16 protein-coding genes and 1 riboswitch are annotated in these 21383 nt (G+C 36.6%); of the genes, 3 read left to right on the forward strand and 13 right to left on the reverse strand.

Features of this window, described 5'->3' with window-relative positions; translation table 11 throughout:
- Positions 1 to 34: 34 nt before the first annotated feature.
- The 4 genes from JFU18_RS13695 to rlmD form a co-directional block, all read right to left on the reverse strand.
- A complete protein-coding gene (locus JFU18_RS13695; RefSeq protein ID WP_002029506.1) occupies positions 35 to 553 on the reverse strand; it encodes a YehS family protein in 519 nt (172 codons plus the stop codon).
- A 376-nt stretch (positions 554 to 929) separates the two neighbouring features.
- Positions 930 to 2948, reverse strand: coding sequence for a GAF domain-containing sensor histidine kinase (locus tag JFU18_RS13700; protein WP_201034642.1), 2019 nt, complete (start codon positions 2946 to 2948; stop codon positions 930 to 932).
- Positions 2949 to 3162: 214 nt separating this feature from the next.
- The gene (locus JFU18_RS13705; protein WP_002091313.1) at positions 3163 to 4152 is read right to left on the reverse strand and encodes a tRNA dihydrouridine synthase; all 990 of its coding nucleotides are present in this window, start codon (positions 4150 to 4152) and stop codon (positions 3163 to 3165) included.
- 201 nt (positions 4153 to 4353) lie between these two features.
- Positions 4354 to 5730 carry a 23S rRNA (uracil(1939)-C(5))-methyltransferase RlmD gene (rlmD, locus tag JFU18_RS13710; RefSeq protein ID WP_044444283.1) on the reverse strand — a complete coding sequence of 459 codons (1377 nt, stop codon included), beginning with the start codon at positions 5728 to 5730 and terminating at the stop codon, positions 4354 to 4356.
- A gap of 121 nt (positions 5731 to 5851) precedes the next feature.
- A riboswitch (purine riboswitch) is annotated at positions 5852 to 5953 on the forward strand.
- Positions 5954 to 6149: 196 nt separating this feature from the next.
- Between rlmD and JFU18_RS13715 the strand changes: the two genes are divergently transcribed.
- Positions 6150 to 7346 carry a NupC/NupG family nucleoside CNT transporter gene (locus JFU18_RS13715; protein ID WP_061676135.1) on the forward strand — a complete coding sequence of 399 codons (1197 nt, stop codon included), beginning with the start codon at positions 6150 to 6152 and terminating at the stop codon, positions 7344 to 7346.
- A gap of 45 nt (positions 7347 to 7391) precedes the next feature.
- Here the strand turns inward: JFU18_RS13715 and JFU18_RS13720 are convergent, their stop codons facing one another.
- Entirely contained in the window at positions 7392 to 8099 is a 708-nt protein-coding gene (locus tag JFU18_RS13720; protein ID WP_201034641.1) for a hypothetical protein, read from the reverse strand.
- 505 nt (positions 8100 to 8604) lie between these two features.
- Between JFU18_RS13720 and JFU18_RS13725 the strand changes: the two genes are divergently transcribed.
- On the forward strand, positions 8605 to 9681 hold the full coding sequence (locus JFU18_RS13725) for a polysaccharide deacetylase family protein (RefSeq protein ID WP_201034640.1): 1077 nt from the start codon (positions 8605 to 8607) through the stop codon (positions 9679 to 9681).
- 116 nt (positions 9682 to 9797) lie between these two features.
- Complete coding sequence (locus tag JFU18_RS13730) at positions 9798 to 11027, forward strand: aminopeptidase (RefSeq protein ID WP_002010058.1); 1230 nt, start codon at positions 9798 to 9800, stop codon at positions 11025 to 11027.
- 40 nt (positions 11028 to 11067) lie between these two features.
- On the opposite strand, the gene JFU18_RS13735 is transcribed toward JFU18_RS13730, so the two are convergent.
- The 8 genes from JFU18_RS13735 to gatA all read right to left on the reverse strand — a co-directional run bounded on the left by JFU18_RS13735 (position 11068) and on the right by gatA (position 21382).
- A complete protein-coding gene (locus JFU18_RS13735) occupies positions 11068 to 11391 on the reverse strand; it encodes a DMT family transporter (protein ID WP_000263259.1) in 324 nt (107 codons plus the stop codon).
- A 47-nt stretch (positions 11392 to 11438) separates the two neighbouring features.
- The gene (gene gabD, locus JFU18_RS13740) at positions 11439 to 12890 is read right to left on the reverse strand and encodes an NADP-dependent succinate-semialdehyde dehydrogenase (RefSeq protein WP_002091321.1); all 1452 of its coding nucleotides are present in this window, start codon (positions 12888 to 12890) and stop codon (positions 11439 to 11441) included.
- Positions 12883 to 14250, reverse strand: coding sequence for a sigma-54 interaction domain-containing protein (locus JFU18_RS13745; protein ID WP_201034639.1), 1368 nt, complete (start codon positions 14248 to 14250; stop codon positions 12883 to 12885). The genes gabD and JFU18_RS13745 overlap by 8 nt, the downstream gene beginning before the upstream one ends.
- Positions 14251 to 14556: 306 nt before the next feature.
- Entirely contained in the window at positions 14557 to 15921 is a 1365-nt protein-coding gene (gene gabT, locus JFU18_RS13750) for a 4-aminobutyrate--2-oxoglutarate transaminase (RefSeq protein WP_002124901.1), read from the reverse strand.
- A gap of 155 nt (positions 15922 to 16076) precedes the next feature.
- Positions 16077 to 16823: an HAD family hydrolase gene (locus JFU18_RS13755; protein WP_201034638.1), complete on the reverse strand. Its 747-nt coding sequence runs from the start codon at positions 16821 to 16823 to the stop codon at positions 16077 to 16079.
- A 194-nt stretch (positions 16824 to 17017) separates the two neighbouring features.
- Positions 17018 to 17923 (reverse strand): diacylglycerol kinase, encoded by a 906-nt coding sequence (locus JFU18_RS13760; protein WP_002010051.1) that lies wholly within the window; start codon positions 17921 to 17923, stop codon positions 17018 to 17020.
- Positions 17924 to 18482: 559 nt separating this feature from the next.
- A complete protein-coding gene (gatB, locus tag JFU18_RS13765) occupies positions 18483 to 19910 on the reverse strand; it encodes an Asp-tRNA(Asn)/Glu-tRNA(Gln) amidotransferase subunit GatB (RefSeq protein WP_002010050.1) in 1428 nt (475 codons plus the stop codon).
- 14 nt (positions 19911 to 19924) lie between these two features.
- The gene (gatA, locus tag JFU18_RS13770; protein ID WP_002010048.1) at positions 19925 to 21382 is read right to left on the reverse strand and encodes an Asp-tRNA(Asn)/Glu-tRNA(Gln) amidotransferase subunit GatA; all 1458 of its coding nucleotides are present in this window, start codon (positions 21380 to 21382) and stop codon (positions 19925 to 19927) included.
- Between the last annotated feature and the right edge of the window lies 1 nt (position 21383).

A 21383-nucleotide genomic window follows, 5' to 3' on the forward strand; every position in this document is an offset into this window, starting at 1 on the left:
ATCTATTATATCATTTACTGTTTCACCGAACTTATTATCCTCTGTACTTTACACCTAATCCCTTAATGAAATTCCTTGCGTATCTATCGCCACACTCTTTGTAATGCTTATGGCCTTTCTTTCTTAATAAAGCGCCTAACTCTCCTTTTGTTACGATGACGCCCACGCTGTCTAATATATCAAGCACATCTTCACTCGTTAAAGATAGTGCTATTTTCATTTTCTTTAAAAGAAGGTTATTGGCACTCTCCTTGCTCTGTACAGGTGCCGGTTGCCCTGGTTTCGGATCTTGCTTCCCTCTTTTTAAAGTAATAAATCCATTTAAAAATGCCTCTAGCATCATCATGTTGCATGTTAATACGTACTCATCTTCGATTACATCATCATCTTCCGCTTCATGTTGTGGACTTCTCTTTACTTTTGTAAGCATATCAAGTACGTCCTCTTTCGTTACTTCCATCCCGCCAAGTTCAAAGATTTCTACCATATCTATATCTCTTATATCTAAAGCGTACCTTACTCTTTTTAATATATCGTTGTTGCTCATTGCCATTGTATTTCCTCCTGAAATGTTGATTATAGTAATGCTTTTAGCATGTATAAATTAATATCGTTAAGTTACTACTTTAACATTTTAGAGGTAGGTTTTGTAGTCTTAGGTGGATTAATGCTTTTGGGGATGATTTTAAAACAGCAAAAAAGGATGGGATAATCACGCAAAATTACGGATGGGGATTTACTATTAATTAACACACTTAAAAATGGACTAACCTGATATAGGTTAGTCCATTTCTTTTTATGCAACTCTAATTTAGTGGGCAACTCAAACATGAATGTTACGCAAAATTCAGGTGAAATATATTGATTGTGTTTACTTAGGTTTTCCTTTTTATTTGTGGTACGGTTCACCGTAACTAATCTAAATGAGGTTATTGCTCATTATTTTCATAATTAAATTTAACAAAAAAGGTAGTGCCTTCCGAGCCTGTTTGAATTTCTATTTTCGCATTATGCCGGGTAGCAATAGCATAACATACGCCTAATCCCAATCCAGTTCCATTATCTTTGGTCGTGTAAAATGGAGTACCCAGTTTCTCTAATACTTCAGGCCTGATACCTTTTCCTTGATCCCGCACTGCAAGCACCACACAATTTTGACATTCCTTGTAGGTGCTAATGGTTAGAACTTTCCCTGTGCTCATCGCTTCTAAGCCATTACGGTATAGGTTTATTAATAATTGTCGTATCTCATTACGATTTAAAAATAATTCCGGAATGTCATTTGTATCGACTTGAATAGATTTATTTTGATTATACGTATCAATCTTTATTAAAGGAATAATATCGTGGATAATTGAATTTAAATCTAACATCTGCAAATCCGATTTCCTTGTATTACCGATTGAGAGAAATTCAGTAATAATAGAATTGGCACGATCAAGTTCTTCAATCATTAAATTAAAGTACTTATTATGTTTCTCATAGGTGCGCTCTTCTTTTAATAACTGCAAAAATCCTCTTACTGTTGTCATTGGATTTCTAATCTCATGGCTGATACCTGCTGCCATTTGTCCTATTAAATCTATGTTGGATAACCTTTTCAATTCCTGCTCATATTGCTTTTTTTCCGTTATGTTTTTAAAAATACAACAAATACCATCATCATACGGGTATGCAATAACTTCGTGCCAATATTCATCAGAGATAGAAAAAAATTCGAAATGAACTGTAATTCGTTCTGACATTGCACGATGAAATTCCTTATACATAACTGCGTCGACGCTACTCGGGAAAACCTCCCATATATTCTTACCTAATACATCTTTTGCTGTTTTTCTTTGTGGAAAATATTGATGCTTATTTACGTACGTGAATTCCCATTTATTATTCAAAGTAAAGAATCCATCTGTAATAATTTCAATCACACTTGTAACTTTTTCATTAGCAGCAGCTAGTTCTCTCGTTCGCTCTTCCACCATGCTTTCAAGTTGATCCATATATAACAAGTTTGAAAACGTAGGAGCTGTGGCATCAACGATAGATTTTGCCAGTTGAATTTGGGAATTATCGTAATTGTGAGCTTTTCCCTCTTTGCCAACGACGATTACCCCTAATACTTCTCCCATTGAAACCAATGGAATCATCAGTAGACCCTTACTATCTATATTTTTTGTTTGAATAACCTCTTGGATCTTGGCTTCATAGCTTTTCTCCATCCAATCCGCTTCTGTCCAATCACAGTCCTTGCTTAACTTCGTTGTTTTAATCGTTGTTTTGTCTAGCGGGTCTAAAAGGTGGGCAGCCATGTTTTTACTCTCTAAAATCTGTCCTAAGTAAAAAAAACATTTATCAAAACTCTCCTGTATCGAGGAACACATTGATAAATCACGGGTAACATCTAGTAACAGCTGCTTCTCGGCAATAAGGTTTTCCTTTTGTGTTAAATTATTTGCGTTTTGAATTGCGACCGCAGCCATATTTACATAAGCTTCAACACTTTGAATCTCTGAATTTGTTAAGTTCATTGGAACTCCATAATCAAATAAAAAAACCAGACCAAATAACTCTTGTCCAAATGAGATAGGCAGGGCTAATAAGGACTTAATTTTGAACGCATCAACTGGTCTTGGATCCGGCCGATGATCCTTTGAGGTATCAGGGATATAGATGGTTTTTTTTGTTTCAATAACTTCTTTTGCCAGTAAGTCTATTTCAGGATCAATTACCTGAGTATCGAGCGTTACGCCATTTATGGTCTCTGGTTTCCCTGCAAACCCTCTAAATGTTCCATCTTCCTGGGGTAAATAAATTCCAACAGCGTTGCACCTAACAATCTCCTCTGATATCGCCATTGTTACACGCTGTAATACTTCACGTAGTTCTAATTTTGTATTTATTATTTTTGTTATATTCGCGAGCCTAGAATATCTCGTCTGATCACTTAACATTCACATAGCCTCCAAGTTATAGGCATAATAAAATAAACATGATAATATCAGTGAAAATCAAGACCAACCTGCCATTTTCAATTTTCTCCTGTATTCTTTTCTTACCCTTGTTTTACATAGAATACCTCACTTACTTATGATACGGTTCACCTTAATTAAAATGAAACAAACACTCATAAAATCGCTACACCCTATCCCCTCTAACCTTCAAAAGTTACACTGTTTCACTATCTCCATCCTTATCAACACTCGCCTCAAACTTATCAAGCAACGCACGCACTTCATCAGTTGATTTCGTGTTCATCAATTGATTTCTTAGTTCAGCAGCTCCAGGGAATCCTTTTACATAAATTTTGAAAAAGCGATGAAGCCCTGTGATTGAGCGTGGTAGTACTTCTGCATATTGATCTTGAAGATCAAGCTGTAGTCTTAGAAGATCAAGGTGTTCTTTACTGCTATGTTCTCTTGGCTCTTTTTCAAAAGCAAATGGATTTTTAAAGATACCTCGTCCAATCATAACGCCATCAATACCGTATTTTTCAGCAAGTTCCATTCCAGTTTGACGATCAGGAATGTCTCCATTGATTGTTATTAGCGTATTTGGTGCGATACGGTCACGTAATTTTTTAATTTCCGGAATTAGTTCCCAGTGCGCATCTACTTGACTCATTTCTTCTCTTGTACGTAAGTGAATAGAAAGGTTCGCAATATCTTGTTTGAAAATGTGCGTTAGCCAATCTTCCCATTCGCTTAATTCTTTAAAGCCCAGTCGTGTTTTTACGCTGACAGGTAGTCCGCCCGCTTTTGCTGCTTGAATAAGTTCTGCCGCAACGTCTGGACGTAGAATAAGGCCACTACCTTTTCCTCTTGATGCTACATTCGGTACAGGGCAGCCCATATTAATATCGATACCTTTAAATCCTAGCTCTGCCATACCAATACTCATTTGGCGGAAATATTCAGGAGTATCTCCCCAAATATGCGCGACTATCGGCTGTTCATCTTCTGTAAAAATTAAACGGCCACGTACACTTTTCATACCTTCTGGATGACAATAGCTATCCGAGTTTGTAAACTCTGTGAAAAATACATCTGGGCAACCAGCTTCACTTACTACGTGACGAAAAACAACATCTGTCACATCTTCCATTGGTGCAAGTACGAAAAACGGTCGTGGTAAATCATTCCAAAAATTATCTATCATTTCAAATTCAAATCCTCTCAATATGAATACAATTTCAAACTCTCAATTTAAAAATATAAAGCCAAATAGCAAAAGTACATTTGGACATTTATATTTTGTGAAAATCAGCAATACTCATTTTAACTAAAATCGTTGCTGAATGGTATTTTTATAAACCAAAAAGCAGATGGTATAGATTTTTCTATATCAACTGCTTTTTTATTATACCAACTTAAGCCAAGCCACACACTCCACATGCGTAGTATGAGGGAACATATCAACAGGCTGTACTTCCTGTGTTTTATATCCGCCTTCTTCTAGCACTTTTAAGTCGCGTGCTAATGTTGCTGGGTTACACGATACGTATACGACGCGCTTTGGCTTCATGTCGATGATTGTGTTTAGTAATGCTTCATCACAGCCTTTACGCGGTGGGTCTACGACCATTGTGTCGGCGATTACGCCTTCTTTGTACCATTTTGGAATGACTACTTCTGCTTCTCCTACGCCAAATTCAGCGTTTGTCATGTTGTTTAGTGCTGCGTTTCGGTTTGCGTCTTCGATTGCTTCTGGGACGATTTCAACGCCGTACACTTTTTTCGCTTTTTGCGCTAGGAATAAGGAGATTGATCCGATTCCGCAATAGGCATCGATTACTGTTTCGTCACCATTTAATTTTGCGTATTCTAACGTTTTATCGTATAGCACTTTCGTTTGTTCTGGGTTTACTTGATAGAATGAACGTGCTGAAATCGCAAATTTAATGTCACCGATAAAGTCATAAATATATTCTGATCCGTACAGTACTGTCGTTTTGTCTCCGAAAATAACGTTTGTACGTTTCGTGTTTACGTTTTGAACGATTGATTTTACTTCTGGGAATTTCGCTGCGATTTCTTCAATGATTGCTTCTTTATTTGGCAATTCAGCTGTACGTGTAATGAAGACAAGCATAATTTCCCCTGTTACTTGTCCGTAGCGAGCCATTACGTGGCGAAGTGTTCCTTTGTTACGCTCTTCATTGTAAGCCGAAATACCGTGCTTTTCACAAATACGTTTTACTTCTTGAATTAATGTATCGTTTTCTTCCGCCTGAATTAAGCATGATTCCATATTAATGATGTCATGCGTTCCTTGACGATAGAAACCAGCTACAAGTCCACCTTCACGTTCTCCAATTGGCACTTGTGCTTTATTGCGGTATACCCACGGGTTTTTCATGCCAAGTACAGGATGAACAGGAACATCACTTAATCCACCGATGCGCTGCATAACGTCACGTACTTGTTTTTCTTTCGCTTTTAATTGTCCTTCATATGTTAAGTGCTGAAGCTGGCAACCTCCGCACTCGTTGTACACGGGGCATTCTGCATCTTTACGATATGGACTTTCTTGATGAAGCTTCATTAAACGACCGAACGCGAAGTTTTTCTTCACTTTAATAATTTTAATTTGCGCTTCTTCACCTGGTAATCCGTTTTTTACGAAAATAGGATATCCCTTCACTTTCGCAACACCGGCACCATCATGTGTTAAATCTTCAAACACTACGTCTATAAACTCGTTTTTTTCAACTGGTGGCGTCATTTTTATACTCATTTTCCGACCTCTCTTTTTCATAACACTGCGTTACATTTTATCATACTTATATGGTCTATTTCTATTGGAAGAAAAAAAGCTATTGACGATAGTTCTCTAGTAATGTTACGCTACTACTAATTTAATACGGACGATGTTACCTCATATATAGTCGATAATATGGATCGAGAGTTTCTACCCGGCAACCTTAAATTGCTGGACTATGGGGAAAACTAATGAATATTAGCCTATGTATAAAAAAGACTCCTATTGATTAGCTTTCTCTCATAGATGAAAGTGAATCCATAGGGTCTTTTTTTTATTTTTCAAAAAGGTCAGACATCTTACGTATGACATGAAACTTCCATTACTTTATTTTTAGTAATATAACGAGCGTTTTATGTAAAAACTTTATACGAACTTCTGAAAGGGGCAACTACATGCAATATGTAATGAGCATTATCGGTATTCTTGTCGTTTTAGGTTTATGCTTTGCTTTGTCAAACAACAAAAGTAAAATCAACTTCCGTGCAATTGCTATTATGATTGGTTTCCAAATTTTAATCGGTTGGTTTATGTTTGGCACAAAAATTGGTCAGCAAATTATCATCTTCATTAGTAAAGTTTTCAACAAACTAATTAAACTTGGTACGACAGGTGTCGATTTTCTCTTTAATGGAATTCAAAGAGATTTTGTCTTTTTCTTAAATGTATTATTAATTATCGTATTTTTCTCAGCACTACTTTCTATCTTTAGTTATTTAGGTGTTTTACCATTCATCGTTCGTATTGTCGGCGGTGCAATTTCAAAAATTACTGGTTTACCACGCGTTGAATCATTCCACGCAGTAAACTCTGTATTCTTCGGTTCAAGTGAAGCGTTAATCGTTATTAAAAACGATTTACAGCATTTTAATAAAAACCGTATGTTTATCATTTGTTGTTCTGCGATGAGCTCAGTTTCTGCTTCTGTTACAGCATCATACGTAATGATGTTAGATGCGAAATATGTGCTAGCAGCTCTTCCACTAAACTTATTCTCAAGCTTAATCGTTTGTTCGTTATTAACACCAGTTGATACGAAAAAGGAAGATGAAGTGATTCAAAAATTTGATAGAACTCTATTCGGAGACAGCTTTATCGGCGCAATGATTAACGGTGCACTTGATGGTTTAAAAGTAGCTGGTATCGTTGCCGCATTAATGATCGCCTTTATCGGTGTTATGGAAGTTGTAAACTACGTAATTAGCGCTGCTTCAGGTGCAATGGGATATGCTGTTACTTTACAACAAATCTTCGGTTATATACTTGCTCCATTCGCATTCTTAATGGGTATCCCAACTCATGATATTATCCCAGCTGGTGGTATTATGGGTACGAAGATTGTATTAAACGAGTTTGTAGCAATCCTTGATTTAAAAGGCGCTGCTGCAACATTAGATCCACGTACAGTTGGAATCGTTACTGTATTCTTAATTAGCTTTGCAAGTATTAGCCAAATTGGTGCAATCGTTGGTACAATCCGTGCCCTTTCTGAAAAGCAAGGAAGCATCGTATCAAAATTCGGTTGGAAAATGCTATTTGCATCAACACTTGCTTCTATTTTATCTGCAACAATCGCTGGATTGTTTATTTAATAAAAAATCACCTTACTTGTTTAAGTAAGGTGATTTTTTGATTCTTTATGAAACCGAGTGAAATTCGATCGCTTCTTCTGTATTGATAATCCTATCTTTATATATACCTTTTATTGAAATATAAATGATAGATTTGTTTATGTTTTTTAACTTTCCTAATGAAAAATGATAAAGTAATCCATCGCTTTTTAAGGTCCACATCTTCCCACTCCATGGCCCAGTAGCTTTTTGTTCATCCGATGCCTTTATTTCACCTTCATATTCACACTCTCCAAAAGGAGTTTTAATTGTATTCTTCTCTGTATCAATTCGAATATTTTTAATTAGTTTCAAATTCTCATCAGAGAGAATTTGAATTTCATGGTCTTTCTTTTTAAAAAAGAGTTTTCCGTCTTTTGTATTTATATATTCTGCATTATTCATTTCATCCATCATAAAATCATATTCTTCTTTTGTAATACCCAAGTTTTGATGATAAGGAAAAGTTTTTTTCGGGATAATTTCTTCTTCTGCATACTTCAAATACCAATCTAAATTATTTGTAATGCTAGCGCTCATCTTATTTCCGATTTTCTCCAATTTCTCTTTTATCCCATAAGGAAATTCTAGCGTCATAATATCCGCCGTAACTTCCGCATTCATAAGGCGTGATGGAATATACTCCTCCACACTATTCGCTTTACTCACTTTACTTTGACAACCGACTATGAATAGCGATATGAAAAGGATATATACTAGTTTTTTATATTTCATTTCTGTTCTCCACTCCGTACATCATTCTTACTTACATTTATAGCGGTTCTTATTATAGTCCAAGATCCTGATATTTTAATAGAAACTACTCTAAATATGCAAAATTGCATATTAATAAACCTTTCTCTTACTTTAAAATTAACTTAAATTATTTACCAAAATATACAAATTACAAATGAACAATGTTATAATTTGTAAAAAATATATTGGAGGATATTATGAAAGCTCACGCCCTTTTCGACTTCTTACACTTACTAGTTTTAAGCATGAAAAGCTATTATGTATGGGGAATGCCAATCTATGTATTCATTATCCCTCTTATTTTTGTAGTAGGTTATATCATTATCAAATCAAATAAGAAACGCAAGAATACCTCTATTCAAAGTCACTAACCTACCATTCACCTAAAAATGATATGATGAACAAGGGTATATCCCCACCTCTCTTATAGCGGTGGGGATTTTAATGTAAGTATGCAACATAATACACAATAGAAGGTGATTTTATGAGAAAATACGCAGCGATTGCTTTATGTACGTCTGCCATTCTAGCAGGATGTAATACTAGCAATGTAGAGCCTAAAAAAGAAAAAAAGGTTCAAGAGGTTAAGAAACAAGAAGAGACGGTGCGGGAACAAGGTAAAATTTCTTATAATCCAATTACGCACGAATCTACAAACGCAAATATTCATATTACAGACATAAAAGATTCTTTAACCGAAGTACAATATAAAATTTGGCGTACTGCTGATGGAAAGGAAAGTGCTAAATCTTTTTCTTCTAAAGAGAAAGATCAACAATTTACACTTCCCTTTGATATAAAAGAATTTGAAGGAAAACGCGGTGAATACCAAATTGAAGCTACAGGAACAACAGAGGGTGGAAAAGCTATTCCACTTACGAAATCTACTATTACTTTCGAGCAAAAAGTTCCTGTTCTTATGTACCACGCAATTGATGATTATCATGGACAAGGTATTAAAGATTTATTCGTATCGCCTGCTAACTTTGAAGCACAAATGAAGTATTTAAAAGAAAATGGTTATACTTTGTTAACGTTTGAACGCTGGGGCGATATAAATAAAGTAAACAAGCCGATTTTCGTTACATTTGATGACGGTATGAAAAATAATATGAATGCATTTCATGTTTTACAAAAACTAAAAGACGATACATTTAAACCAGCGGCAACAGAATATATGATTGTTGATAACGTTGATGTAGAAGGAGCTCTTTCTACATCTGAAATAAAAGAAATGGTTGATTCAGGTATTTTTTCTGTACAATCTCACACAGCAACACACGCAGACTTGCCGAAAATTACAAACTATGATGAAGAGTTAAAAGGATCAAAAGAAAAGCTAGAGAAAATAACAGGTAAGCCTGTTATCGCAATTGCTTATCCATTCGGTCATGTAGATGATAAAGTTGTCGCAGAAACAAAGAAACACTATCAATTTGCAACGACAACAAAGCCTGGACAGTTCATTACGAAAGGTGAACCGGATGAATTGTTAAAGATGAAACGCGTTCGTATACACCATACAACTACAGTTGAACAGTTTGCCTCTTCAATTAAGTAAATATGAGCGCTCAATACATTTTGAGCTCTCTTTTTACTTTATATTTATATATATTTTTAGAATTTTCTTGTATTATATATAGTAAGAAATCTTTCAAAATAAAGGAGATTATACATATGTCATTTGAACAAACGTTAGAGAAATATGCTGCCCTTGCAGTCAATGTTGGTGTTAATATTCAACCCGGACAAACTTTATCAATCAGTGCACCTCTTGAGGCTGTACAGTTTGTACGCCTCGTTACAGAAAAAGCATATAAATCTGGTGCAAAACACGTATATGTTGATTGGAATGATGAGACGTTAACACGCTTAAAGTTCGATCTAGCTCCTGAAGAAGCTTTCTCTGAATTCCCTTCTTGGAAAGCACATGCTCGTGAAGAATTAGCAAAAGAAGGCGCTGCATTTATGTCCATCTATGCAGAGAATCCTGATCTATTAAAAGGTGTAGAACCAAAGAAAATTGCAACAGCTCATAAAGTAGCTGGAGAAGCGATGAAAGTATACCGTGATTATGTACAAGCAGATAAAGTAAGCTGGTGCGTAATTTCTGTTCCTACGAAAGAATGGGCTGCAAAAGTATTCCCTGACGTAGCGCCAGAAGAACAAGAAACAAAACTATGGGATGCTATCTTCAAAGCTACTCGTGCTGATTTAGAAAATCCTGTGGAAGCATGGAAAGAACATGATGAAACACTACATACAAAAGTAGATTACTTAAACGAAAAACATTATAAAGCTCTTCACTATACAGGCCCTGGAACAGACTTAACAATCGAACTTCCAGAGAAACATGTATGGGCTGGTGCTGGTAGCTTAAATGAAAAGAACGTAGCATTTATGGCTAACATTCCAACTGAAGAGGTATTTACAATGCCTCTTAAAACAGGTGTGAACGGCCAAGTATCTAGCACAAAACCGTTAGCATTTGCAGGTAATATTATCGATAACTTTACATTAACATTCGAAAACGGACGTATCGTAGACTATAAAGCTGAATCTGGTGAAGAGGCTTTAAAACATTTAGTAGAAACAGATGAAGGTTCTCACTTCTTAGGCGAAGTAGCTTTAGTACCTCATGATTCACCAATTTCAAACACAAATATTTTATTCTACAATACGCTATTTGATGAAAATGCATCTTGCCACCTTGCAATCGGAAATGCTTATGCATTTAACTTAGTTGGCGGAAAAACAATGTCTAAAGAAGAACTTGCTGAAAATGGCGCAAACGCTAGTATTACACACGAAGACTTCATGATTGGATCAGCTGAGCTTGATATCGACGGCATTACAGCTGATGGAAGACATGAGCCGATCTTCCGTAAAGGTAACTGGGCGTTTTAATAAAAATAAAAGGCTATCTTCCACGCCGGAAGATAGCCTTTTATGATGCCGATGACACTTTCAGTCCAATTACTCCTAAAACAATAAAGAGAATACAAAATGCTTGGAATAAATTAATATGCTCTTTAAAAAAGTACACACTAATGATTGTAATAAGTAGCGTTCCCACACCAGACCAAATTGCATAAGCAATGCTTAAATGAATCTTTTTAACAACGATAGCAAACACGCTGAAACAAATTCCATAGAATACGAAAATAAGTACACTTGGAACAAGCTTTGTTAAACCGTTCGATAACTTCATCGCAATCGTTCCAGCTACTTCAAAAATAATTGTTACGAGTAATAATAGCCAATATACCATACTAGAATCTCCTTCTCTGTTACCTTATAGAGATTCTAGTATACTACTTATAGTCCTAACGAAATATATTTAATTTCTAAATATTCCTCGATACCGAAATGGCCTCCTTCACGGCCGATACCACTTTCTTTAAAGCCTCCAAATGGTGCTTGTGCAACTGATGGAAGGCCATCGTTTAAGCCGATAATTCCGTACTCTAACGCTTCACTAATTTGGAATGCTTGGCTAATATCTTTTGTGAAAATATAAGCAGCCAAGCCATATGGTGTATTATTTGCTCGTTCGATTACTTCTTCAACTGTTTTAAATTTCGCAACTGGTGCAACCGGTCCAAATGTTTCTTCATTCATACAAAGCATCGTGTCATTTGCCAATCCAATTACTGTTGGCTGAATGAAATAACCATCTAACTCTGCAAATTTATGGCCACCGTATAAAACTTCTCCACCCTTTTGAATTGCATCTTCAATATGTTCTTGTACTTTCGAAACTGCATTCGCATCAATAAGTGGACCTACAGTTGTTCCTTCGCCGAATCCATCTCCGACTTTCAGCTGCTCTACAGCTGTTGTGAACTTCCCTGCAAATTCTTCATACACTTCTTCTTGAACAAAGATGCGGTTTGTACATATACACGTTTGTCCTGCGTTACGGAATTTCGAACCAATTACCGCTTCTACTGCCTTATCTAAATCAGCATCATTCATAACAATAAATGGAGCGTGACCACCTAATTCAAGCGAAACCTTTTTCATCGTTTGCGCAGCGCTAGCCATTAATTCTTTTCCAATTTCAGTTGATCCTGTAAAGGAAACTTTTCGAACGCGCTCATCTTCCATCCACGTATCAGCAATTGCTTTTGCACTACCTGTTACAATATTTATTACACCTTTTGGAATATCTGCTTCATGTGCTAATTCAACTAACTTCAATGCAGTTAATGGCGTTTGACTCGCTGGTTTCACAACTGCCGTACAGCCTGCTGCAAGTGCTGGAGCTACCTTTCTCGTAATCATAGCAGCCGGGAAATTCCAAGGCGTAATAGCTGCCATAACCCCAACTGGTTGCTTCATAACTAAAATACGCTTATTCGGATGAGAAGCAGGAATCATTTCACCGTATATTCTCTTTCCTTCTTCTGCGTACCATTCAACAAAACTATTTGCATAATTCACTTCACCAAGTGCTTCTGCAAACGGCTTCCCTTGCTCTCTCGTCATGATTGCTGCAATTTCTTCTTTATTTTCATCAATAAGCGTGAACCATTTTTTTAACTTTACTGCGCGATCCGCTGCCGTTAATTTTGACCATAATTTAAAAGCCTCATGTGCAGCATCAACTGCTTGCTTTGCCTCTGTAATCCCGCCCTTTGGTACAGTTGCAAATACTTCCTTTGTCGCTGGATTATTCACTTCGATTTGTTCTTGCAGTGTAATCCACTCACCATTTATATACATCGCTTTTTTCTCTAAGTTTACGAACGTCGCTTTTTTATCCAATGTTTTCTTCCTCCTCTATGAACTTCTTAATCTTCCTAGTAGCAGCAGATTGACTTATTTGTAAAAACTCAGCCACTTTATAACTTGATCCATACGTTTTATACGCTTTAAGAATAATATTTCTCTCTACCTCTTCCAGCATTCTATAAAGACTTTGTCCGGATTGTTCAACTGTGGCCTCTTGCATAGATAGTGGCAAATCTTCTACCATTACAAAATCATCTGCAGTGATAACAATTCGTTCAATTACATTTTCAATCTCTCTATTATTTCCTTCCCAAGGGTACCCTACAAACATTTGTAACGTACTAGGAGCTAACTTTACATCCCGTCCGTACTTTTTATTAAAATGCTGTAAATAATGATAGATGAGCGGCAAAATGTCTTCTGTTCTCTCCCGAAGTGGTGGAATTGAAATTGGAATGACATTCAGACGATAGTATAAATCTTTCCGGAATGTTCCTTGTTTCACCATCGTACTTAAATTTCTATTTGTTGCCGCTACAATTCTAACGTCCACCTTTTTTAATTCTCTTCCGCCTATAGGACGAAACGTTTTTTCTTGCAATACTTGCAAAAGCTTCGCTTGAATTTCAAGCGGCATTTCACCAATTTCATCTAAGAAAAGGGTTCCTTTATGCGCTGATTCTAATAGCCCCTTTTTCCCTTCACGATTTGCACCTGTAAAAGACCCACCTGAATATCCAAAAAGCTCAGATTCGATTAAATTCGTAGGCAATGCCGCACAATTAATTTCATAGAAACTTTCATTCTTCCGGTGACTCACTTCATGCAAATGGCGTACTAATCGGCTTTTCCCCACTCCAGTCTCACCTAATACGAGAACAGTACTATCTACTACTGATACTTTTTTTATTGTTTCGATTATTTTTTGCATAGCGATACTTTTAAAAATAAGTCCTTCGTGTTCATATGTTTCTCTTAATTCTTTTTTATATGTTTTTAACTGATTATCCATTTCCTCTACCTTTTGACGTAATTGATAGAGTTCTGTAAGATCACGAGAATAACTAATCACTCTTCTTAAATTTCCCTCATCATCAAAAACAGGCCTTGTACGAACATGCAAATACTCTCCTGATTTCGTTGTTTGAACAAGTTCAACTGGCCTTTTCTTTTCAATTACTTCTAACGTTGCAGACGGATAAAAAATCCCTTCTTTTTGTAGTTCTTTTACATGCTTTCCTACTAATTCCTTAGCAGAGAGCTGGTAATGTCTTTCACACATGCTATTTACACGTACAACGATTCCTTTATCATCCGTAACAAAAATTTCGTCAAATGCATATTCAAATACATCTTGTAAATCCATCAACACTCGTTCCTTTTCTGCAACCATCCTAGCCACCCCTTACTTTAAATCCATCGATTCACTTCACTACCTTTATTATAAAGTGAATTTTCTGCATTTTATATAGAGTAAGCTAGAATGTTTTCAATTTGTTATTTATACAAATCTATTTATATTTTTCAACACATAATTCGCTGCCTTGAAAAATACAGAATGCTATCACAACCACACCCTCACTTTGTTTTAGCTTGGCATGGGGCAGGAAAAGGGGCTGATCGATTCTATATATGACCAGATGCTCTCTTCCGCCTAAAAAGAAAAGCTTTATGCCCTTTTTTAAGTTATCCCAATTCTTTAAACACGAGCGATATTTGCTTGCTCATAACAAGCTTGCAATGATTCTTCAATTATTGTTAAACCTTCCTCAAGTTGCTCATCTGTAATCACTAATGGCATTAAAACACGAATAACATTTCCATATGTTCCTGCTGATAGTAGAAGTAATCCATGCTTATTTGCCTCTGCACATAAATTAGACGCTAGTGTTTTATCAGGCGCTTTCGTCTTGCGATCTTGAACGAGCTCGAATGCACACATTGCCCCTAAGCCGCGCACATCACCGATGCAATTATATTTGTTTTTCATCTCTTGGAATCGGTTCATTACGACTTTCCCTACTTCTATCGCTCTATCATTTAATTTCTCTTTTTCTATTACATCAAGCACAGCTAATGCAGCCGCACATCCTAGTGGGCTTCCTGCATATGTTCCGCCCAGTTCTCCCGGTGCAGACTCATTCATAATTTCTTTACGCCCAATGACACCACTTATCGGTACACCAGCACCTAATGATTTAGATACCGTAATTAAGTCTGGAACGACATCATAATGATCAATTGCAAAGTATTTTCCGGTACGACTAAAGCCTGTTTGAATTTCATCAGCTACAAATAAAATACCGTGCTCTGAACAAATGCTGCGTACTTCTTGAACGAATTTCTTACTTGGAACGATAAATCCGCCTTCCCCTTGAACAGGTTCCATTACAACTGCTGCAATTGTTTCTGGTGCTACTTCTGATATGAAGAAGTTCTTAAACTCTTCAATGATAAAGTCATCATACTGCTCTTCTGTTAACCCCTCTGGGCGACGGTATTCATATGGGAATGGCGCTTTATATACTTCTGGAGCAAATGGGCCAAATCCAAATTTATATGGTTTTACTTTACTTGTCATCGTCATTGTCATTAATGTGCGCCCATGAAATCCTTTAGAAAATGCGATAATTCCAGGTCTCTTCGTATATTTACGAGCAATCTTCACTGCATTTTCAACCGCTTCTGCCCCACTATTTAAAAACAGCACTTGTTTATCGAAATTACCTGGCGCTAATGCGGCCAGCTTTTCTGCCAATTCAATATACGGCTCATACATCATCACATTAAATCCAGTATGAATATATTGATCTACTTGTTTATGAAGCGCTTCTTTAACAGCTGGATGACAGTGTCCTACATTAATTGTCCCAATTGCTCCTGCGAAATCAATGTACTGATTTCCATCCACATCTGTTACGAGTGCACCATTTGCAGACTGTACAAATGTTGGAATACCATTACTTACTCCTTTTGGTACTATATTTTGGCGGCGTTCTAATAAAGACGCTGCTTTCGGTCCTGGAATTTGTTCATTTACTTTAGCAAATTTTTTTGTGTTCATTGTGTACCCCATCCTTTTCTATACAATGTTTTCTCTTTATATTGCAAGATGTATGCCAACTTCCTCTTTCTAGTACTCATCCCATTCTCTTACTATCTCGGCATAAAAAAATAAGTCTATAAAGACTCATATAGAGTCCTTATAGACTTATTCATTTATACATTAGACTTTCCTTGTTCCCAAATAAACTCACCTGAATGAGAAATTAAATCTTCAACAGATTGTAATACTAAATCTGCAAGTGGTTCTAACGTTTGACGATCACCCGTACCAGATAGTACGCCAATCGCATAACAGTCGCCACCATTTTTCGCTAAATGTAAATCCGTCGGTGTATCCCCGACGACTGCTACTTCACATGTATCTAAATTAAATCTCTCACAAAACGACTCTACAATTTTTTTATCTGGCTTCTGTGCTGGAAATGTATCTGAAGCTATAACACAATCAAAAAAAGCTTCCAATTGATATTGCTTTAAAAATAATTCTGTCGGCGCGAAATCATCAGCTGTAACGACACCTAGAATAAACCCTCTATCCTTTAACGCTTGTAAAACTTTCGGTAAATCTGCCGTCATTCTCATATGTGAACGATGCTTGTACATAAGAGCAAACAACTTTTCACTCACCCATTGATGCATCTCCTCTTCTCTAGATGATGCAATATACTTACAAAGCCCCTTGGCCACATCAAGACTCGTTCCAGCAGCAAGCGCACTACGCGGATGAACAAATGCTCCATCTACGCCAATCTCTTTTAATAAAGCCTGCTGCATTGATTCTGGTAATTGATATAAATTTATACATTCTGCAACAAGCTCTTCAGCTACTTTTATCCAAATTGAATGAAAATCCATTAATGTCCCATCTTTATCAAATAGTATTGCTTTTACCTTCTCCATAGCATCCTACCTCTCATTTCTTATCTCTTCCAGTGTATCAATAAAATATGGATATAAAATAAACGAATTGTAAAAATACCATAAAAATCAAACTAACTTACAATTTACAATTCATCTGCACATAGAGAAACTTTAATCAGTGTGGGAATCTTATTGCTCGCAAATAGTGAGGTGAAAGCAAAAAAAAGATGCCTTTACAGGGCATCCTCTTGATGTTCAGGAACAAATAGTTCCAGACAATGATATATATTTTCAAATTCCATTGGTGCATCTCCGCCATATTCACCATCTAAGTTGATCATTAATTTATCAGGTGAATGCACTTTAATACGATTCGCTTGTGTATATAGTACTTTCGGATTGTTAATATGTTCCCCACGCTGCGCTTGTGTTGCTGCTTTAATTAAATCAGCGATAGAACCTTTTTTCAGTACTAATAAATCAAATAAGCCATCATTAATCGATGCATATGGTGCTACTTTTTCGAATCCACCAACTGAACGAGTATTCGTAATTAAAAACATCGTAATTTCTTCTTGTAGCAACTTCCCATCATACTCAATTTCAACATATGTTGGATGTAATGATGGTAACATTTCGATTCCTTTTAAATAGTAAGCAAGTTGGCCTAATACCGTTTTTAGCTTGCTTGGTACTTCATATGTTAATTCTGTAATACGGCCGCCACCAGCGATATTAATGAAATATGTATCATTTGCTCTACCAAGATCTAACGGTACCGTTGTTCCTTCACAAATAATATCCGCAGCCTCTTCAATAACACGAGGTACACCGATCGCACGCGCAAAATCATTTGTCGTTCCAACTGGAATAATTCCAAACTTTGGACGATGCTCATGTCCTACTAAACCGTTCACTACTTCATTTAACGTACCATCACCACCAGCTGCGATAACAACATCAAACTTACGATCCGCAGCTTGCCTCGCTGCCACAGTCGCATCTCCAGGACCAGTTGTCGCATGACAAGACGCTTCATATCCAGCTTGTTCTAATTTTTGTAATACTTCTGGTAAGCTCTTCTTAAATAGCTCGCGCCCAGAAGTAGGATTATAAATAATTCTTGCTCGCTTCATCATTTATTAGCACAGGAAATTCCTTATTCATTGAAAAACGAATACACCGAACCCTTATTCAGTATCCCTATGCTTACCTCCTCTCATCTTCCTATCCTTCTTTAATTCCGCTCAAACAGGCAGTAAGAACCCGATTCGTGTAGCCCATCAAAAGTAACTATTCACTCCTGATAGTTTTGCTTTATTTAACCAAGAAATTTATCCCGCTATTTGCAGGCAGTAAAACTCCCACTGATTAAAGTTTCACTTTATGTCTATCCATTCTCTCACATCAATTTACATATAATGAATAATAATTATCTATTATTTCATGAGATGAAAAAACTCTCTATGTCTAGATTTATCATTATTCCCACCTTTTTGCAACTATCATACCATAGTTGCTATACAAACATTTTTTCACTTTTGACAGTTAATCAAACGTTTGTTTAAATTTTTTTTCACCATTTAAACAAACGTTTGATTAACTCAGAAAAAACACCCAAATACGGGTGTTTTTTCTGTTTAATCTTTAAGAATCTATACTATTTTAGCGTTCAAAAATAAGAATTCTTCTCTTTTTTTAGCGCTTATTAATCTCTTCAAGTAAGATTTTATTAACAAGCGGTGGATTTGCTTGTCCTTTTGTAGCTTTCATAATTTGACCAACTAAGAAGCCAATTGCACGGTCTTTACCGTTTTTAAAGTCTTCAATAGATTGCTCATTATTATCAAGAATTTCTGTTACAACCTTACGAAGTGTTCCTTCGTCAGAAATTTGAACCAGACCTTTCGCTTTAACGATTTCTTCTGGGTCTCCACCTTTTTCAATTAATTCATTAAATACTTTCTTCGCGATTTTAGAAGAAATTGTACCTTTTTCAATTAATTGAACCATTTTAGCTAAGCCAGCTGGCGTTAATGCAACGTCTTTTAATTCTTTTTGTTGTTTGTTTAAGTATGCAAGTACTTCACCCATTAACCAGTTTGATGTTAATTTCGCATCAGCACCGTCTGCAACTGTTGCTTCAAAGAAATCAGACATCTCTTTCGTTAATGTCAATACATGCGCATCATAAGCTGGTAAGCCAACTTCTTCAACATAGCGAGCTTTACGTGCATCTGGAAGTTCTGGAATAGAAGCACGAATTTCTTCTTTCCACTCATCGTCGATGTAAAGTTCAACTAAGTCTGGCTCTGGGAAGTAACGGTAATCGTCAGATCCTTCTTTTATACGCATTAAGATTGTTTTCTTCGTTGCTTCATCATAACGACGTGTTTCTTGTTGGATGATACCACCAGATAATAATTCTTTTTCTTGGCGCACTTGCTCATGCTCAAGACCTTTTTGCACGTAAGTGAAAGAGTTTAAGTTTTTCAGTTCTGCTTTTGTACCGAACTTCTCTTGTCCAACTGGACGAAGTGAAATATTCGCATCACAACGAAGAGAACCTTCTTCCATCTTACAATCAGATACACCTGTATATTGAATGATTGATTTTAACTTCTCTAAGTACGCATATGCTTCTTCTGGAGTACGCATATCTGGCTCAGATACGATCTCGATTAAAGGCATACCTTGACGGTTGTAGTCTACTAATGAACCGTCAGCTGCATGCGTTGATTTACCAGCATCTTCTTCTAAATGAAGACGTGTAATACCGATACGTTTCTTTTTACCGTCTACTTCGATTTCAATCCAACCATTTTCACCAATTGGCTTATCAAATTGAGAGATTTGGTAAGCTTTCGGATTATCTGGGTAGAAATAGTTTTTACGGTCGAACTTCGTTTCCGTTGCGATTTCACAGTTTAATGCCATTGCGGCTTTCATTGCAAAGTTAACTGCTTCCTTATTTAAAGTAGGAAGTACCCCTGGGTATCCTAAGTCAATTACACTTGTTTGTGTATTTGGCTCTGCTCCGAATTCTGTTGGACTCGCAGAGAAAATTTTCGAATTTGTTTTTAACTCAACGTGAACCTCTAAACCAATAATTGTTTCTAAATTCATCTATGCTCGCCTCCTTACAGACTTGCTTTTTTTGTATGATAGTCTGTTGCTTGCTCAAACGCATGTGCAACGCGGTAAATCGTCGTTTCATCGAAGTGTTTACCAATGATTTGTAGACCAAGTGGCATGTTGTTAGCACCGAATCCACATGGAACAGAAATCGCTGGAACACCCGCTAAGTTTACTGGAATTGTTAAAATGTCATTTGCATACATTGTCATTGGATCGTCCACTTTTTCGCCCACTTTAAATGCTGGAGTTGGCGTTGTTGGTCCAATAATAACATCGTAGTTAGCAAATACATTTTCAAAGTCATTTTTAATTAATGTACGTACTTGTTGTGCTTTTTTGTAATATGCATCATAGTAACCAGAGCTAAGAGCAAATGTACCAAGCATAATACGACGTTTTACTTCATCACCGAAACCTTCGCTACGTGTGTTTTTGTAAAGATCTAATAAGTTATTTACATTATCAGAACGAACACCGTAACGTACGCCATCAAAGCGTGAAAGGTTCGCAGATGCTTCAGAAGAAGATAATAAGTAATACGTTGCTAGAGCGTATTTAGAGTGCGGAAGAGATACTTCCTCCCAAGTTGCGCCCATACCTTCTAACACTTTTAAAGCAGCTAGTACTGACTCACGAGCTTCTTCGCCAACACCTTCGCCTAAGTATTCTTTCGGTACAGCAATACGTAAACCTTTAACATCGCCTGTTAAACCAGCTAAGTAGTTTCCTACTTCAACGTTTGCAGAAGTTGCATCCATACGGTCAATACCTGAAATAGCTTGTAATAAGTATGCATTGTCTTCTACTGTACGTGTAATCGGTCCGATTTGGTCAAGTGAAGATGCGAATGCTACTAATCCGTAACGAGATACGCGTCCGTAAGTTGGTTTTAAACCTACAACGCCGCAATATGCAGCTGGCTGACGGATAGAACCACCCGTATCAGAACCTAGAGAGAATAATACTTCTCCTGCTGCTACTGCTGCTGCAGAACCACCACTAGATCCGCCTGGAACGTAATCTAAGTTCCATGGATTTTTTGTAGCGTAGAAGCCTGAGTTTTCATTTGAAGAACCCATTGCGAACTCGTCCATATTTAATTTACCGATTGTAACTGTGTCAGCAGCTTTTAGCTTTTGTACAACTGTCGCATCGTAAATTGGATCGAAGTTTGCTAATATTTTGCTCGCACAAGTTGTACGAAGACCGTTAGTTACAATGTTATCTTTTACACCAATTGGCATACCGAATAATAAACCATTATCCTCAGCACCAATCTTTGCATCTAATTCTTTCGCTTTCGCGCGTGCATTTTCTTCATCTAATGTAAGAAAAGCTTTTACGTTATCTTCAACATCCGAAATACGTTTGTAAGATTCTTCTACTAAATCCGTAACGGAAATTTCTTTGTTGTTTAACTTCTTATGTAACTCTGATACAGAATGATCAAATAATGACATC

The organism is Bacillus sp. TH22 (assembly GCF_016651015.1).
Classification (GTDB): domain Bacteria; phylum Bacillota; class Bacilli; order Bacillales; family Bacillaceae_G; genus Bacillus_A; species Bacillus_A mycoides.

Excerpts from the sequence above, each read along its gene's own strand:
- gabT (WP_002124901.1), bottom strand. The coding sequence starts at position 15,921 with ATGAACACAAAAAAATTTGCTAAAGTAAATGAACAAATTCCAGGACCG.
- JFU18_RS13730 (WP_002010058.1), top strand. The coding sequence starts at position 9,798 with ATGTCATTTGAACAAACGTTAGAGAAATATGCTGCCCTTGCAGTCAAT.
- gatA (WP_002010048.1), bottom strand. The coding sequence starts at position 21,382 with ATGTCATTATTTGATCATTCTGTATCAGAGTTACATAAGAAGTTAAAC.
- JFU18_RS13695 (WP_002029506.1), bottom strand. The coding sequence starts at position 553 with ATGGCAATGAGCAACAACGATATATTAAAAAGAGTAAGGTACGCTTTA.
- JFU18_RS13735 (WP_000263259.1), bottom strand. The coding sequence starts at position 11,391 with ATGGTATATTGGCTATTATTACTCGTAACAATTATTTTTGAAGTAGCT.
- JFU18_RS13700 (WP_201034642.1), bottom strand. The coding sequence starts at position 2,948 with ATGTTAAGTGATCAGACGAGATATTCTAGGCTCGCGAATATAACAAAA.
- JFU18_RS13745 (WP_201034639.1), bottom strand. The coding sequence starts at position 14,250 with ATGGTTGCAGAAAAGGAACGAGTGTTGATGGATTTACAAGATGTATTT.
- rlmD (WP_044444283.1), bottom strand. The coding sequence starts at position 5,730 with ATGAGTATAAAAATGACGCCACCAGTTGAAAAAAACGAGTTTATAGAC.
- JFU18_RS13760 (WP_002010051.1), bottom strand. The coding sequence starts at position 17,923 with ATGATGAAGCGAGCAAGAATTATTTATAATCCTACTTCTGGGCGCGAG.
- JFU18_RS13715 (WP_061676135.1), top strand. The coding sequence starts at position 6,150 with ATGCAATATGTAATGAGCATTATCGGTATTCTTGTCGTTTTAGGTTTA.
- JFU18_RS13725 (WP_201034640.1), top strand. The coding sequence starts at position 8,605 with ATGAGAAAATACGCAGCGATTGCTTTATGTACGTCTGCCATTCTAGCA.
- gatB (WP_002010050.1), bottom strand. The coding sequence starts at position 19,910 with ATGAATTTAGAAACAATTATTGGTTTAGAGGTTCACGTTGAGTTAAAA.
- JFU18_RS13705 (WP_002091313.1), bottom strand. The coding sequence starts at position 4,152 with ATGATAGATAATTTTTGGAATGATTTACCACGACCGTTTTTCGTACTT.
- JFU18_RS13755 (WP_201034638.1), bottom strand. The coding sequence starts at position 16,823 with ATGGAGAAGGTAAAAGCAATACTATTTGATAAAGATGGGACATTAATG.
- JFU18_RS13720 (WP_201034641.1), bottom strand. The coding sequence starts at position 8,099 with ATGAAATATAAAAAACTAGTATATATCCTTTTCATATCGCTATTCATA.